The sequence below is a fragment of the Corynebacterium sp. FDAARGOS 1242 genome, from assembly GCF_016889985.1.
In the GTDB taxonomy this organism is placed as follows: domain Bacteria; phylum Actinomycetota; class Actinomycetes; order Mycobacteriales; family Mycobacteriaceae; genus Corynebacterium; species Corynebacterium minutissimum_B.
Genome location: NZ_CP069568.1, coordinates 326,067 through 340,635, shown reverse-complemented (window position 1 = coordinate 340,635; position 14,569 = coordinate 326,067). Strand labels below are relative to the sequence as shown.

General features: G+C 61.9%; 17 protein-coding genes. 10 read left to right on the top strand and 7 right to left on the bottom strand.

The features are described 5' to 3' along the window. Positions 1-55: 55 nt before the first annotated feature. Genes I6J72_RS01640 through I6J72_RS01630 form a run of 3 tightly spaced genes read left to right on the top strand, consistent with a single transcriptional unit; the run spans position 56 to position 2,018 of the window. Positions 56-844, top strand: a complete 789-nt coding sequence (locus I6J72_RS01640) for a PrsW family glutamic-type intramembrane protease (protein WP_239107437.1) — start codon at positions 56-58, stop codon at positions 842-844. Next, positions 841-1,263: a hypothetical protein gene (locus I6J72_RS01635; protein ID WP_204099678.1), complete on the top strand. Its 423-nt coding sequence runs from the start codon at positions 841-843 to the stop codon at positions 1,261-1,263. The genes I6J72_RS01640 and I6J72_RS01635 overlap by 4 nt, the downstream gene beginning before the upstream one ends. Further along, positions 1,260-2,018 (top strand): PrsW family glutamic-type intramembrane protease, encoded by a 759-nt coding sequence (locus I6J72_RS01630; protein WP_204099677.1) that lies wholly within the window; start codon positions 1,260-1,262, stop codon positions 2,016-2,018. The genes I6J72_RS01635 and I6J72_RS01630 overlap by 4 nt, the downstream gene beginning before the upstream one ends. On the opposite strand, the gene I6J72_RS01625 is transcribed toward I6J72_RS01630, so the two are convergent. Then, positions 1,966-3,321: a M20 family metallopeptidase gene (locus tag I6J72_RS01625; RefSeq protein WP_204099676.1), complete on the bottom strand. Its 1,356-nt coding sequence runs from the start codon at positions 3,319-3,321 to the stop codon at positions 1,966-1,968. The genes I6J72_RS01630 and I6J72_RS01625 overlap by 53 nt on opposite strands. A gap of 64 nt (positions 3,322-3,385) precedes the next feature. Between I6J72_RS01625 and I6J72_RS01620 the strand changes: the two genes are divergently transcribed. From I6J72_RS01620 to I6J72_RS01610, 3 genes are read left to right on the top strand one after another with little or no spacing between them, the layout of a single operon-like run. Next, the gene (locus I6J72_RS01620) at positions 3,386-4,465 is read left to right on the top strand and encodes an alpha/beta hydrolase family protein (RefSeq protein WP_204099675.1); all 1,080 of its coding nucleotides are present in this window, start codon (positions 3,386-3,388) and stop codon (positions 4,463-4,465) included. Positions 4,466-4,475: 10 nt separating this feature from the next. Then, positions 4,476-4,682, top strand: a complete 207-nt coding sequence (locus I6J72_RS01615; RefSeq protein ID WP_204099674.1) for a hypothetical protein — start codon at positions 4,476-4,478, stop codon at positions 4,680-4,682. A gap of 50 nt (positions 4,683-4,732) precedes the next feature. After that, entirely contained in the window at positions 4,733-5,842 is a 1,110-nt protein-coding gene (locus I6J72_RS01610; RefSeq protein ID WP_204099673.1) for an HNH endonuclease signature motif containing protein, read from the top strand. A gap of 107 nt (positions 5,843-5,949) precedes the next feature. Here I6J72_RS01610 and lepA read toward each other — a convergent pair whose 3' ends face one another. Continuing rightward, positions 5,950-7,797 carry a translation elongation factor 4 gene (gene lepA, locus I6J72_RS01605; RefSeq protein ID WP_204099672.1) on the bottom strand — a complete coding sequence of 616 codons (1,848 nt, stop codon included), beginning with the start codon at positions 7,795-7,797 and terminating at the stop codon, positions 5,950-5,952. 18 nt (positions 7,798-7,815) lie between these two features. Here lepA and I6J72_RS01600 point away from each other — a divergent pair, with 18 nt between their 5' ends. The 4 genes from I6J72_RS01600 (at position 7,816) to I6J72_RS01585 (ending at position 10,718) form a co-directional block, all read left to right on the top strand. Next, on the top strand, positions 7,816-8,337 hold the full coding sequence (locus I6J72_RS01600; protein ID WP_204099671.1) for a type II toxin-antitoxin system PemK/MazF family toxin: 522 nt from the start codon (positions 7,816-7,818) through the stop codon (positions 8,335-8,337). A gap of 118 nt (positions 8,338-8,455) precedes the next feature. Further along, on the top strand, positions 8,456-8,719 hold the full coding sequence (gene rpsT, locus I6J72_RS01595; RefSeq protein WP_039676378.1) for a 30S ribosomal protein S20: 264 nt from the start codon (positions 8,456-8,458) through the stop codon (positions 8,717-8,719). Further along, positions 8,720-9,529: a DNA adenine methylase gene (locus tag I6J72_RS01590; protein ID WP_115023179.1), complete on the top strand. Its 810-nt coding sequence runs from the start codon at positions 8,720-8,722 to the stop codon at positions 9,527-9,529. It begins immediately after the preceding gene. Further along, positions 9,522-10,718, top strand: coding sequence for a hypothetical protein (locus I6J72_RS01585; protein ID WP_115023180.1), 1,197 nt, complete (start codon positions 9,522-9,524; stop codon positions 10,716-10,718). The genes I6J72_RS01590 and I6J72_RS01585 overlap by 8 nt, the downstream gene beginning before the upstream one ends. Before the next feature lie 18 nt (positions 10,719-10,736). On the opposite strand, the gene I6J72_RS01580 is transcribed toward I6J72_RS01585, so the two are convergent. From I6J72_RS01580 to I6J72_RS01560, 5 genes are read right to left on the bottom strand one after another with little or no spacing between them, the layout of a single operon-like run. Further along, positions 10,737-11,378, bottom strand: coding sequence for a LysE family translocator (locus tag I6J72_RS01580; protein ID WP_204099670.1), 642 nt, complete (start codon positions 11,376-11,378; stop codon positions 10,737-10,739). Beyond that, positions 11,375-11,743, bottom strand: a complete 369-nt coding sequence (locus tag I6J72_RS01575; protein WP_204099669.1) for an ankyrin repeat domain-containing protein — start codon at positions 11,741-11,743, stop codon at positions 11,375-11,377. Before I6J72_RS01575 ends, I6J72_RS01580 begins: the two co-directional genes overlap by 4 nt. A gap of 11 nt (positions 11,744-11,754) precedes the next feature. Continuing rightward, the gene (gene holA / locus I6J72_RS01570) at positions 11,755-12,693 is read right to left on the bottom strand and encodes a DNA polymerase III subunit delta (protein WP_204099668.1); all 939 of its coding nucleotides are present in this window, start codon (positions 12,691-12,693) and stop codon (positions 11,755-11,757) included. Further along, positions 12,690-13,940 (bottom strand): ComEC/Rec2 family competence protein, encoded by a 1,251-nt coding sequence (locus I6J72_RS01565; protein WP_204099667.1) that lies wholly within the window; start codon positions 13,938-13,940, stop codon positions 12,690-12,692. Before I6J72_RS01565 ends, holA begins: the two co-directional genes overlap by 4 nt. After that, positions 13,937-14,557 carry a helix-hairpin-helix domain-containing protein gene (locus I6J72_RS01560; protein WP_204099666.1) on the bottom strand — a complete coding sequence of 207 codons (621 nt, stop codon included), beginning with the start codon at positions 14,555-14,557 and terminating at the stop codon, positions 13,937-13,939. The genes I6J72_RS01565 and I6J72_RS01560 overlap by 4 nt, the downstream gene beginning before the upstream one ends. Positions 14,558-14,569: the final 12 nt, after the last annotated feature.

The following is a 14,569-nucleotide window of genomic DNA, read 5'->3' as shown; positions in this document are numbered from 1 at the left end:
AATCCTCCCTGCGGAGGATACCGGCACCCGGGGCGCGGTTCATAGTCTAAAGCGCATGAGAAGAACACGAATCTTGTATTATCTGCTCACCGCCTTTGGGCTGGTATACGTCGCTTATGATTTCTCCCACGGCGCTTTCGTGCTCACAAGTGCGCTCGCCGCAGTGTTATACGCGGCTGTCGCAATCGGTCTCACGTTGCTGATTTTGCGCAAGCACCCGGGCATTGCGCACGGGGTGGTGTGGGGCATTGCGGTTTCCAGTGTCGCCGGCCAGCTCAACGAGAACATGTACCACCTCCTTATCCGTACGGTCCCAGACTGGCTGGTCGGCGCTGGAATCGCCCCGCTCAACGAGGAAGTCCTTAAATTCCTCGGTGTCATCTTCATCTGCTCCTGCATCATCCGGCCCTGCCACTGGGCGGACTACGTCTTCGTCGGTGTGGCGGTGGGCATGGGCTTTAGCGTGAGCGAAAACGCCGTCTACTACGTCAACATGACACTGGAGAACCTCGATTCTGATGTCAGGGGAACGCTGCTAGCGCTCCTTGCCCGATTCATAGCGAACCCACTCATGCACTCCTTCTTCACCGGCATCGCAGCATACGGGCTCTCCCGCAGGCAACCGGTGCGTTGGTTGCTCCTCGCCATGGCGGTGCACTTCACGGCCAACCTCGGCCCGTCTATCTCTACCGCGTTTGAGGACGCCTTCTGGCCCATCTTCCCTACCTTCCTCATCCTCATCTCCCTGTGGGTCGCCACGATTGTCAGCATTGTGAAACTCCGCAAAATCCTCCCTGCGGAGGATACCGGGGCCAAACCACAGCTCATAGGGTCAAAAGCATGAAAAACACACTGATTTATTCCTGCATCGGCGTCCTCGCCGCAGTACCGCTTGCCGACGTCCTCCTCCCCGACCCCACTCCCGACACCACCGCCGTGCACGATATCCCAGGGCTAGAATGCCCGGAGGATCCGTACGCCTCCTCGCAGACCTGGGACTGCGAGGGCACGACCATCATTGCTGAAGAAGGCAGCTCTTCCCACGAGGTCGAGACCTACCTGCCGCGGCAGCACCGCTCGTTTACCGGGACCAGCGCGCTAACCGACGCCCCCATCACCACCCAGGCACCGGATCTTTACCGCGTCGAGGACGGCAACGGCATCACGCTGGCGAACCCGCACAACAACACCGTCTCCTTCCTGTATATCGAGGGCCCGAAGGCAAGTGACTTCGCCGACCGTGTTCAGAAGGAGGACGCATGAAGTACCTCTACTATCTGCTGACCCTCGGCGCGCTGGCCGTGTCCGCCTTCCACTACGCGGGCGAGCCCTTCCTGCCCGCAAGTGCTCTGGCCGCCGTTGTCTTCGCCGCCGTACTCGTCTCCCTCACACTGTTCTTCCTGCGCCGCCGGCCGGGAATTGCCCACGGCGTGGTGTGGGGTATCGCCGTCTCCGGGCTCGCGGTGGAACTCAACACGAACATGACCCATCTTCTCGCCCGCGCGGGCCTGGACTGGCTGGGCGCTGCGGGATATGCGCCGCTCATCGAGGAAGTGCTCAAGTTCCTCGGCGTTCTGCTTATCTGCACCTGCGTCATCCGGCCCCGCAGCTGGCTCGACTACGTCTTCGTCGGCGTGGCCGTGGGCATCGGCTTCACCGCGGGCGAAAATGCCACTGCCTTCGCGCGCTTGACGGCGGACAACCTCGACTCGGATACCGCCGGGGCGATCGGGGCGGTGGTCATTCGCCTTGTGTCCAACCCGCTCTCCCACGCGCTGTTCACCGGACTCAGCGCTTACGGTCTGTCCCAGAAGCAGCCGGTGCGCTGGCTCATTGCCGCCATCGCGGTGCACACTACGAAGAACCTCTTCCCGTCGTTAAGCGCTGCGTTCGACGACGCCATCTGGCCCGTGCTCGCCGGGGTGGTCGTCGTGGTCGCTGTGTGGATAGCCACCATCTGGGGGATTAGTGCGCTGCGGAAGAAGGCGGCTGCGCATCCTGCACCGGCGCGCGCATAGCCTTCGTGGCCGGGGAGGGGTGGGCATCCTCGGCGGCGAGGCGCTCAAAGGCCACAGCCGCCAAAGCCGCCGCCTGATCCCCCAGAACGGAATCATCAAACTGCACGAGCGGCGAGTGGTTCCACTCACGCAGATGCTCAGGCGTGTCAGGGTTGGCCGTGCCAAACCACATAAACGTGCCCGGAACCTGGGCCAATACAACGCCAAAGTCCTCCGAAGCCATCATCGGAGTGTCCATGGAAAGCACGTTCTCCGCGCCGAACATCCCCGCCCACAACGAGGCCGCGAACTGGTCTTCGCGCGGGGATGTTTTCGTCGCGGAGTAGAGCACTTCGAAATCAACCTTCGCCGTGCAGCGGTGCGAGGCCGCCACAGAGCTTGATACCTCAATGATCATCTGGCGGACTTGCTCGATCTTTTCGTCGCGAAGCACGCGCACCGTGGCATCTAGTTCCGCCTTGTCCGGGATGACGTTGACCGCGCCGTCGCCCGCGCGCAGGTTCGTCACGGTAATGACGATGGGGTCGTTGGCATCAAAACGCCGCGTTAGAGCTACCTGCAGCGCTACCTGGATCTCAGCCAAAGCAGCCACCGGGTCAATGGCATCGTGTGGGCGCGAGCCATGCCCACCTTTTCCATACACGGTAATGGTCAGGTTCGAGGAGGAAGCCATCATCGGGCCCCCGATGTGATGGAACGTGCCCCGATCCTGCGGTCCGACGTGGAGGCCGTAGGCGGCGATGGGACGTCGCCCAGCAGCGTCGAGCACGCCTTCCTCAATCATGGGCTGCGCACCACCCGGGCCTTCCTCGCCCGGCTGGAACATGAAGGTGACATCGCCCATGAGCTCCTCGCGGTGGCGGCACAGCATCTTCACCGCGCCGATAAGACCAGCCGTGTGCAGGTCATGGCCACAGGCATGCATGTTGCTATTCGTCGAGGCAAACGGGCTGCCCGTCTGCTCGCGCAGCGGCAAAGCGTCCATGTCCGCGCGCAGCAGCACCGACACCGGGCGCTCGCCGCGCTTGCCTCCGCGCAGCACTGCCACGACCGAGCTCAAATCATGCCCGCGGTGGATCTCCAAAGGCAAACCTTCGAGTGCTTCCAACACCTTCTTCTGTGTGCGCGGCAGGTGCAGGCCAATCTCCGGATTCTGGTGCATATCGCGCCTAAACTCCTGCAGCTCTGGGAGCAGCTCACGGCCCTCCTCAAGGAACACCTCGCTGGCGAGCCGGTCCCCCAACTTTGCAGAAACCATGGGAAGCGGGGGTAGTTGCTGGCGGTGGCGCGGCGCCATCTTCATGGTGTCATCCTTTCGCAGAGTGGTTTCCCCGAGCCTACCTGCGGCTGTATTAATGTACTAGGCCATGAAGGTCCTTTCCGCGCTGGTGGCCAGCTCCCTGATGTTCACGCCCGGCTCCTCCTACCAACTGTCTAGCCGCGACGAAGCCTCCTCACAGTGGGCCGTTGACACCATGTTCAACGTCATCGATGGCTTAGGCACCTCCTCCCATCTGCTCACCGACGCATGGTCCACGGAGCAGGAAGAGTACCCATACCCGATTAGGGAAATCGACGAGGTCTCCCTCGTGGAGCGGCGCGCTACCGACGAACCCGGCCGTGAGAAGTGGATCGTCTCCTCGCCGTCGATGGGGCGTGACATTCCCGTCGACGTCATCGTGGGCAACGGCGGGCCCGTGGTGTACTTTCTCGAGGGCGTAGACTCCCCGGAGACCTCGAACTGGATCACCAAGGGGCATGTGAAGCGCGTCTTCGGCAAATCCGACGCCAGCATCGTCATCCCCTCGCAGGGAGCCGGATCCATGTGGACGGACTGGAGAGAGGATGACCCGAAGTTGGGGCGCCACAAGTGGGAAACGTTCCTCATCACAGAACTGGCTCCGCTAGTGGAGGCGGAGCTCAACCACAACGGCAAACGCGGACTCATTGGGTTGTCCATGGGAGCATCGGGCGCGGTGATGATGGCGAACAACAACCCGGGTTTCTTCCATGGCGTGGCGGGCATTTCCGGTTGCTATTCCACCACCAGCAAGGTGGGCCAGGGCACGGTGGACTTGACGGTGCGCACCAAGGGCGGCGACCCGACGAACATGTGGGGCCCGCGCGGTTCGGAAGACTGGCTACGCAATGACGTCATGTCCCACCCGGAGGGGCTGCGCGGCACGGCTCTGTACCTCGCCGCGGCCTCGGGCGCATGGACGGACGAGGAACTGGCGGCTTATCCCGGAAAGTCCGTCAATGATCGCATCGGGGGCACCCTTTTGGAGGCCGGCTCACGTCGCTGTACGGAGGAGTTTTCCGCCGCGCTTTCCGACGCCTCCATCCCCCACACCACCGACTATCTCACCGACGGCACCCACGACTGGGTGATGTTTGGCAAGCAATTGCAACCGGCGTGGGATGCGATTAAACCGGCTCTCTACTAACGTCGACGACATGTCCCGATTCCGCAGCGCTTTTATCCCAGCAGGCATTCTTGTGGGAGGGCTTATCCTCCTCGCAGTGTTCTACGTCGGCTTAAGCCGCCATTACAACTCACAGGAGCTGCAGGCGCTTATCGACGGCGCTAATGCCAACGGCCAGGACTATACCGTCGTCCTCCATAACGAGTTGACTGGGAGCTATTCCTTTAACGCCGAGTAATACAGCGTTCCGGTTGCGGGGTTGGTGAACCTGTTTTAGTCTCTGTGGCCATGGGGGTATTAGAAACCTACTTCCACTACCGCAACTCGGGGATCGCGCTAGTGGAACAAGCATCCAGCTCACCCGACGAACTGCGCGCGCTCGGCGCCGACCCAGCCGACGCCACCGAGCTTTCCCACCTGCACCGCACCTACTTCGGGCAAACCCGCTTTAGCGGCAAACAACGCAAAGCCCGCGCTACCGCCCTTCAGCAGCGCCACAGCCTCGCCACGCTCACCCTCATCGAGTCCTACACCGCACGCGTGAAAAAAGACCTCGATGCCTGGAACCTACGCATAAAACTTGCCGGCACCCCCGCCCACAAAATCCGAAAAGTAGCCACCACACGCCTTAAAGAACTAAGGTCCAAGCGCCAAGCCAAACCTGGAGTCAGGTTCACCTACCGAGCCACAGGCCCCAACTCCATGACCATTACCGATGACGCACAAGTCATCGCCGATATCCGCGGCACCCTCGAATCCGTCAACAAACACAACCTCCTCGACGCCGCACGCACCGTCATTGTCACCGGTGGCATTGGCACCAGACCTGCCGTACATGCTCAAGTCGTTGTCACCCTCAACGAACTCGACCAAATCATCAACGGTGATGGGGAGGAAATCGAACTTAACCTCACCAACGGCGCGCGCATGACCGGCGCAGACTTTTTGTCCTATAAGTTTGCCGAGATTGGCTACGCCACCATCATCCACCCTTTAGAGGGACCGGTTAACTCTTATAGGCTCCAGCGGCATGCCAGTTGGAAACAACGCATCAGCCTGGCTGCTGAAACCCAAACCTGCTCTAGGCCCGGCTGCAACAAACCAGCTGACTACTGCGAAGTCCACCACCTCATCCCCTGGCAAGCAGGAGGTTTTACCAACCTTAAAAACCTCACCTTCCTCTGCGCCTACCACAACGGCATTAACGACGATGACCCCAAACGCCCCACCGGCAGGGGCTACATGTTCCGGCTGAACACCGGGGTGAGCTACATCCCACCCTGGGGTGTACCAATTACCGCCATGCCCGAATACCAAGAAGCCACAGCCCGACTCGCTTCTGAGAAAGCAGCACGACAAGCCACAGGCCAACCACCCGACCCACCGGGTGCAGGCTAAACGCCCGCGATTAGGCAACGCGAGCACCGGAACGCCAAACCACGCACCTGCACCGGAACGATGAAACCCGCCAACCAGAAAAAGGTTGACGGGTTATACGGCGTGCTCTAGTCGGCGTCGGTGGACAGCGCCGCGACGAAGGCTTCCTGCGGCACCGAGACGGAGCCGATGGACTTCATGCGCTTCTTACCGGCCTTCTGCTTCTCCAACAGCTTGCGCTTACGGGAAATATCGCCGCCGTAGCACTTGGCCAACACGTCCTTGCGCATCGCGCGGATATTCTCACGCGCAATGATCTTCGAACCAATCGCCGCCTGGACTGGAACCTCGAACTGCTGGCGCGGGATGAGCTCCTTGAGCTTCTTGGTCATCTTATTGCCGTACCACTGTGCGGAATCGCGGTGCACGATGGCGGAAAAGGCATCCACCGGATCGCCGTTGAGCAGAATATCCACCTTCACCAGGTCCGCCAGCTGCTCGCCGGCTTCCTCATAGTTGAGGGAGGCATAACCCTTGGTACGGGACTTGAGCATGTCAAAGAAGTCGAAGATGATTTCACCCAACGGCATGGTGTAGCGCAGCTCCACGCGGTCTTCGGACAGGTAATCCATGCCACCCATCTGGCCACGCTTAGCCTGGCACAGCTCCATCGTCGGGCCCACAAACTCCTCGGGCACAATGATGGTCATCTTCACAATCGGCTCATACACCTCGTTCAGCTTGCCGCTCGGCCAATCGGACGGATTGTGCACGACGGTTTCCGCGCCGTCTTCTGCTACCACACGGTAGGTCACCGACGGCGCCGTGGAAATCAGGTCCAAGCCAAACTCGCGCTCCAAGCGGTCGCGCGTGATTTCCATATGCAGCAGGCCCAAGAAGCCACAGCGGAAGCCGAAGCCCAGGGCGACGGAGGTCTCGGGCTCGAAGGTGAGGGAGGCGTCGTTAAGCTGCAGCTTCTCCAGCGCATCACGCAGATCCGGGAAGTCCGCCTGGGAGATGGGGAACAGACCGGAGTAGACCATGGGGTTCGGGTCGGCATAACCCTTGAGCGGCTCGCTCGCGCCATTCGACGCCCACGTAATCGTGTCACCCACCTTGGTCTCACGCACATTCTTCACGCCAGTGATGAGGTAGCCCACCTCGCCCGGGCCTAGGCCCTCACACTTCTGCATGGTCGGGCTGACGATGCCCACCTCCAGCAGCTCATGGTTAGTACCCGTGGCCATCATGGTGACCTTCTGGCGCGGGGTGAGCTTGCCGTCCATCATGCGGATATAGGTCACCACGCCGCGGTAGGTGTCATAGACCGAGTCGAAGACCATCGCGCGGGCCGGGGCATCCTCGCCGAACTCGGAGGTCGGGGCAGGGACGAGCTCCGCCACCTTGTCGAGCAGCGCCGGCACGCCCTCGCCGGTCTTGCCGGACACGCGCAGCACCTCTTCCGGCTCGCAACCGATAATGTTGGCGATTTCCAAGGAGTACTTCTCGGGATCCGCCGCCGGCAGGTCAATCTTGTTGAGAACCGGGATGATCTCCAGGTCATTTTCCATAGCCAGGTAGAGGTTGGCCAGGGTTTGGGCTTCGATGCCTTGGGCGGCGTCGACAAGCAGGATGGCGCCCTCACATGCCTCCAGCGCGCGGGAGACCTCATAGGTGAAGTCGACGTGGCCGGGGGTATCGATCATCTGCATGACAATCTCCTCCCCCTTGCACGCACCGGACTGAGGAATCCAGGGCAGGCGCACGTTCTGCGCCTTAATGGTGATGCCGCGCTCGCGCTCGATATCCATGTTGTCGAGGTATTGGTCGCGCATGTCGCGCTCCTCCACCACCTGCGACAACTGCAGGATGCGGTCAGCCAGCGTCGACTTGCCGTGGTCGATGTGGGCAATGATGCAAAAGTTTCGGATCTTGGACGGATCCGTAAACGTCGTGGCCGCAAAGTTTCTAGACATGCGTTTAGAATAGACGACATGACTAGGTTGGCCCGCATTTTAGGCTTCGGACGCCCCGAGCCGGTCGATGACGGCCTGCAGCGCATCACCGAACGCCTCGGAATGAACCAGCCCGATGTCGTCACGGAACCGCGCAAAGCCGCCGACATCCGCGTTGAGGCTGCCGCCGCCCACCCCCGCAGCGTCTTCTTCACACCCGACATGGATGGCCAGGCTGACTCTGGTGAAGTGGTGTGGGTCTGGGCGCCTTCCGACGGCAAACAATCCCCGCCGCGCGAACGCGCTGTGCTTATTGTCTCCCGCACCCGCACGACAGTTCTGGGCTTGCTGATTTCGGCCAACCCGAAGCATGCGAACAAAGAGGAATGGCTCGACATCGGCACCGGCGAATGGGACGAATCCGGCCGGCAGTGTTGGGTACGCACCGACCGCGTGCTGGAAATCTCTGAGGAGCAATGCCGCCGCCAGGGCACGCTCTTCCCGGAGAGGCGCTTCGAGCGCATTGCCAACCGGCTGCGCTCGCGCTACCACTGGGCGTGATTTGGGTTTTCATAGCCTGGCTTGCTAAATTTTGTGGGATGCCGAGGCATGTGTGGCGGTCAGGACCTTGGGTCCGCCTTCCTCGGTCAACATTCCTACGACTCTAAGAGGTATAACAATGGCAAACATCAAGTCCAAGCAGAAGCGCGTTCTCACCAACGAGAAGTCCCGTCAGCGCAACAAGGCCGTGCGTTCCGCCGTACGCACCGAGATCCGTAAGTTCCGCGAGGCCGTCGAGTCCGGCGACAAGGCCGCAGCTGAGAAGCAGCTGCGCGTTGCTTCCCGCGCACTGGACAAGTCCGTGTCCAAGGGCGTCTTCCACCGCAACAACGCGGCCAACAAGAAGTCCGGCATGGCCACCGCCTTCAACAAGATGGCCTAAATGAAACCGCTCCTGAAGTGGGTAGGCGGAAAACGTCAGTTACTTCCCGCCATCCACTCCATGCTGCCTGAGAGCTTCGACACTTATGTCGAGCCTTTCTTGGGCGGCGGAGCGGTTCTTTTTTCTTTGGCGCCCTCCCGCGCCCGGGTCAATGACCTCAATACCGAGCTCATTACCGTGTACGAGGTCGTCCGCGATGACGTGGACGAGCTCATCGCCCTGCTCAAGGGCTATCCGAATGATTCGGATTTCTTCTACGAGATGCGCTCCCGCGACCGTTCGCCGGAGTTTGCGCACTTAAGCGCCGTCGAGCGTGCTGCACGTACGATTTATCTCAACAAGACCTGCTACAACGGGCTTTACCGCGTGAATAACGCCGGCCAGTTCAACGCCCCGTTTGGCCGCTATGCTAATCCCACGATTTGTGATGAGCCGAACCTGCGGGCGGTTTCTTCGTATTTGTCTGCTAATGACGTGGTCTTTTCCAACGGCGATTACGCTGCGCTGGAGGCGCATGAGGGGGATTTTGTCTACTTCGATCCGCCTTATGATCCGGTAAACCCGACGAGCAATTTCACCGGCTACCAGTCGGGCGGGTTCGGCCGTGCGGACCAGATTCGTCTCAAGGAGACCTGTGACGAGCTGGATGCGCGGGGAGTGAAGTTCCTGCTGTCGAATTCCGCGACGGATTTCATCAAGGAGCTTTACGCCGACTATCGCATCGAGATCGTAGGTGCCACGCGTGCTGTGAATTCCGTGGCGTCGAAGCGCGGCAAGGTCAACGAGGTGTTGGTGCGCAACTATGCTTAACGACGCCGCGTGGGACCTCGTCTTCCCCCATATCCAGGCCGACATTGCCGAATCCGGTTTCACGGTCTTGGAGGCGAGTGAGCTCAAACGGTTGTCGGGGCGTGAGCCGCGTTTGATGGCTAAGCACGATTTTTCTGCGGCCCGCCCTAAGGTGTTTCAAGAACATGGGTTGTCCATGCTGCCGATTCGCCGCGATGCGTACTTGATTGGCCGCTTCGATCTGTACCAGCCTTTCCCGGAGCAGGCAGGGCCGCTGACGACGATGCCGGTGCCGCGGCATATTAAGTCCATCGACTTTGACAACTTGAGCTCCGAAGCCGCAGCGCTCACGGCAGCAAGCTTGAGCGGCATGGTAGATGATTTCATCGGCGCCGAGTGCGTCGCGACGGTCAGCGGGCGCATGTCGACGCTGCAGCTGCCGATGACTATCGGGGGCCGCGAGGTGGTCGTCGACCGCGCCCAGATGGAGATCGATGCCGGTTTTGAATCGACTGAGCATCTCGTCCTGCTGGAGGCGAAGAACCACGTCTCCCCCGACTTCAATATTCGTCAGCTGTATTTCCCTTTCCGCCGCTTCAGTCTGGCGTTGGACAAGGAGGTCATACCGGTCTACATGGTGTACTCCAACGGCGTGTTCCATTTCTACCGGTATGCGTTTAGGGATCCGGCGGATTTCCGCTCTATCGAGCTGGTCGCGGCTCACCGCTATATCCTCGGCCCCTCGACGGTCACCGCCGAGACCGTTCGCAGCATTCTGGCCGCCACGCAGGTAGAACGCCCAGGGTTCCCCTTCCCCCAGGCAGATTCCTTTGCGCGCGTTATTAGCTTGTTGGAAAATCCGGTTCCCAAGGCGGACATGCCGGAACAGTATGGTTTTACCCCGCGCCAGGCGGACTACTACACCAACGCGGCTCGCTACCTTGGCTTGACGGAGCTGCGCGGCGCCCGCGATGAGCGCAATGCTGCCCTCATTCAGGCGCTGGCTTCACGCCCAGTGTTCCGGGATATGCTTACGCACGTGGTTGATACGTGTCGGGCACTGAGCAAGGACGAAGCCTACGCCTTGATGCGTACCGCCGACTTGGGACTTAAAGAATCCACTCTGCGCCGGCGCTCGGCCACGGTGGCGGCATGGTCGCAGTGGGTAGCGGAGCTGCTCGAGCTGGGACAGCTCCGCATTCCGGGTTAAGGTGGCCTAGATTCTCGGTTAGGCGGCTTGGATTCCAGCCCACACGAGAGCGCAGCCGGCGACGACGAAGAACGTGCCGGAGCCGATATCAATCCACGGGCCCGCGGCGAGGAGGCGCCGGCGAATCGCGCGCGTAGAAATCACCGTGGAGAGGAAGACGAACAGCAGGTAGCTCGACAATGACATGCTCAACACCAACGCTATCGAGAGCCACAGGGGTGGGTGCGGTGGTAGCAGTGGAGCCACCAGCGCGGCCAAAAAGAGCACGATTTTCGGGTTCGACAGGTTGGTAGCAAGCCCGGTGCGGAAAACTTTACCCACCGAGCCCAGGCGAGCAGCCGCATCGTCCTCGTCCTGCGGAGGATGCTTGCGCAGCTCAAGGCCGGAGCGGATGGAGAGCACGCCCATAAAGACCAAGAAGCAGCCTCCCACGACCTGAATGAGCGACAAGACCCCCGGGAATGCCGTCAGCAGAGCAGCGGCGCCAAAGACCGTCAGCGAGCTCCAAAAGAGCACGCCGACCTGGATACCGGTGGCCGCCGCAATGGCATGGCGGCGCGAGCGCGTGGCATAGCGGGTGACCAGCACGATGTCAGGGCCTGGTGCGGCGGCTCCCACCAGGTTCATCAGCAGAATGGCCGCGAACGCGGACCAGCTCATGACAGGCGCTCGAGAAGATCCTCGCGGCCAAACATGCGAGCCGAGTCGATAGCATTGGGCTGGCCGGCGGTGGGATCAGCGTGGGCGTCAAGGAGGACGTCAATCACCGCGTCTTCCTTTTTGAAGATGGCCCCGGCCAGCGGGGACTGGCCGCGACCGTTGAGGAGGTTGACGTCAGCGCCGGCGGCGACAAGTTGGCGCACCAGCTCGGCATGCCCGTGGTAGGCAGCGAGCATGACGAAAGACTGGCCGTCTTGGTTCACCATGTCGACGTTGACGCCTTGCGCGATGTAGTCAAGCAGAGTGGCGTCGCCGGTGCGAGCGAAATCAAAAAGCTTGGTTGCAAAGTCCTGGATCTCATCCATGGTGGGATAGTTTAGCGCGCTAACTCTGCCACTCGCCGCACGGCGGCCTCGATGGCGAATTCCTCGTCGCCGCCTTGGCCCTTGACCGCGCCATCGAGTTCCGCCATGAGGATGACGGCCTTGGTGATGTTGTCCCCAGACCAGCGGCGCGCCACCGGTTGAGTAATTTTAACGGCATATGGCGCCATGCCGGTCTGGGAAGCCAGCGAGTATTGGTCTCCTCGCACGGAATACAGGCGCGCGATGTTGCCCACCTTGTTCGCCAGCGCCGAAGCGATAGCCACGGGGCTCGCGCCTAGTTGGAGCGCGCGGCGGCACGTCGACACGGCCGCTTCCACGCGCCCAGCCACCGCCGCGTCGGCGATGTCCCAGTTGGCCACCTCAGCCACGCCCACGTAGTACTCGTGGACTGCCTCGCGCGTGACCTTTCCGCCGGTGTCGAAGACAAGCTGGGAGATGGCGGAGGCGAGTTCGCGGAGGTCGGACCCGACGCCGTCGAGAAGCGCCTGCACCACGTCCGGGGTGGGGCGCACGCCGTGGGAGGCAAACTCGCGCGTGGCCCACGGAGCCAGCTCGTTGGGGTAAAGGGAAAACACCTCATGGACCTCACCGCTCTTGCGCAAGGCGGCGACGATCTCCGGCGGCTTCTTCTTTTTCTTCAGCGTCTTCGCCGTCACCGAATACAAGAGGATAAGGGTAATGCCGGGCATGGGGTTGGCGCAGGCGTCGAGAAGAATGCGCGTGACCTCCTTGCCTGCCTTTTCCACATCACTGATGACGATGCAGCGCTCATCCCCAAAAAGGGAGGGGCTGGTGGCCTCAAGGATTTCGCCTTCGCTGACCTCAGAGGCCTTGAGCTTGGTGACATCGCCCTGCTGAACGCTCAGGCGGGCGCGCTCGGCCAGGAATTCATCGTCGCCGAGGATGAGGTGCACGGACATGCCTGTCATCTTAACAGCGCCGCGATGAGCCACCCCACAAACAAGAGCACCGCGACGGGACCGGCCTCGACGGTGGTCAGCGGCATGGCGGCAGCAACGCCGTGAATCCAGTCCGCAAGCGGTTCAATGAGGATGACGAGCGGGCGGCCGAGCCCTACCTGTGCGAGCACGGCGGCAATGAGACCCACGACGGTGATGATCGGTACGACGGGGGCTGCGAGCACGTTGGCAATGACGGAGACCACCGATACCCTGCCCGCCATGAGCGCGATGAGCGGCATGGTGACGATGTCCGCGGCAATCGCCACGGCGAAGGCGCGCGCGATAATGCCAGTACCGAGTATGCGCAGCAGCAGCGGGGTCAGCGCCACGATGCCGACGGTGGCCGCGACGGACAGCGCGAAGCCAAAGCTGACCGCAAGGTCGCTATCGGCAGCGAGCAGGAAAAGCACGCCGAGGGAGAGCGCGTGGAGTGGTTCCATCGTGGAGGAATTGAGCACGGCGAGGAGGCCTGCCACCCCGGCGACGGTGGCGCGCTGGACGGAGGGCTCCCACCCCACGAGTGCGACAAAAAGTGCCAACGCGCTTGCTGACGCCCCCACCCGCACCTTCAGTCCCCTCACCACCAACGCCGCGGCAGTGCACACAATGGCAACGTTGGACCCAGACACCGCGCTTAAGTGCGAGAGCCCGGTATCGATGTAGAGCTGCTTGTCTTCGGGGCTTTGGAGGCTGGTATCGCCCAACACCATGCCGGGGATGAGGCCGTTATCGCAGATGGCGCGGAAATTCTCCGCCACGGCGGCAGTCCAGCTGTGTGAGTGGGAAGTGAGCTCGCCGCTGAAGACGGTCTGGCCCACCCCAACACGATCGGAAGAACCGGGCCGGCCGTGGATGGTCACGAGCGAGCCGGCGTAAGCTTCGGGCTGCTCGTTGAGGAAGACCGGCAGCTGCGTCGGATATCCGGGAACGCTCAAGCGGACCATCCAGCCGGAGGCGGTCTGGATGGGGTCTGCGGTGAGTTTTCCGGTGACCTCGGTGCCAAAGTGGAAAGCCTCTGCTCGCCGCATGCGCACCGCCGCCAGTGTGGCGAACAGCGCACCGCTGGATGTGCACAGAATGGCCTGGCCGGGTGCGCGCCGAAGGAAAGCGAAGCAAGCGACAAGCCCCAGTAGCAACCATGGCTGGCCGAAGAGTACAGCGAGCGTGGCCAGCCACGCCACCACCGCAGCCGGCGTAAGCCGCAGCTCCCTCATGGACGCACCTTGTCCTTAAGCTGAGCGAACTTAGCAGGCCCAATGCCGGATACATCCATGAGCTGTTCTATCGACGTGAAGTGGCCTGCCTCTTCGCGGTGCGCAATGATGGCTTCAGCCGTTGCCGGGCCCACACCCGGCAAGGTGACGAGCTCCTCGGCGGTCGCGGAATTCAGCGACACAGTGCCGTCACCGATCTCGCCCGCGCTGCCTTCTTCAGCGCCGGGGAGGGCGCCGACGGTGATCTGTTCGCCGTCGTTAAGCTTCTGCGCCAAGTTGAGGTTGTCCGTGGGTACCTTGGGGCCTGCGGCCTCAAGGGCATCGTTCACGCGCGCGCCCGGCGCCAACGTGACTAGGCCTGGGGAATCCACCTCCCCCACCACGGAGACCACGATATCCGCCGGCGGCGCGCTGCTCACCGCGGGTACCTCGTAGGGGTTAGCTGCCTCGCGCGAGCCACCCAGCCACAGCAACAGCCCTACCGCCGCTAGCCCCACCGCAACCAGGGCAAGCCGCGGTGGCACCCGCAGGCGCGGGCGCGGGTAGTCCACGGAAAGCAGCTCTTCTTCCCCTGTGGGCCGGGTGAGGTCACGCAGGCGGTCAGCGATAGCATTCATGCCCGTGACGCT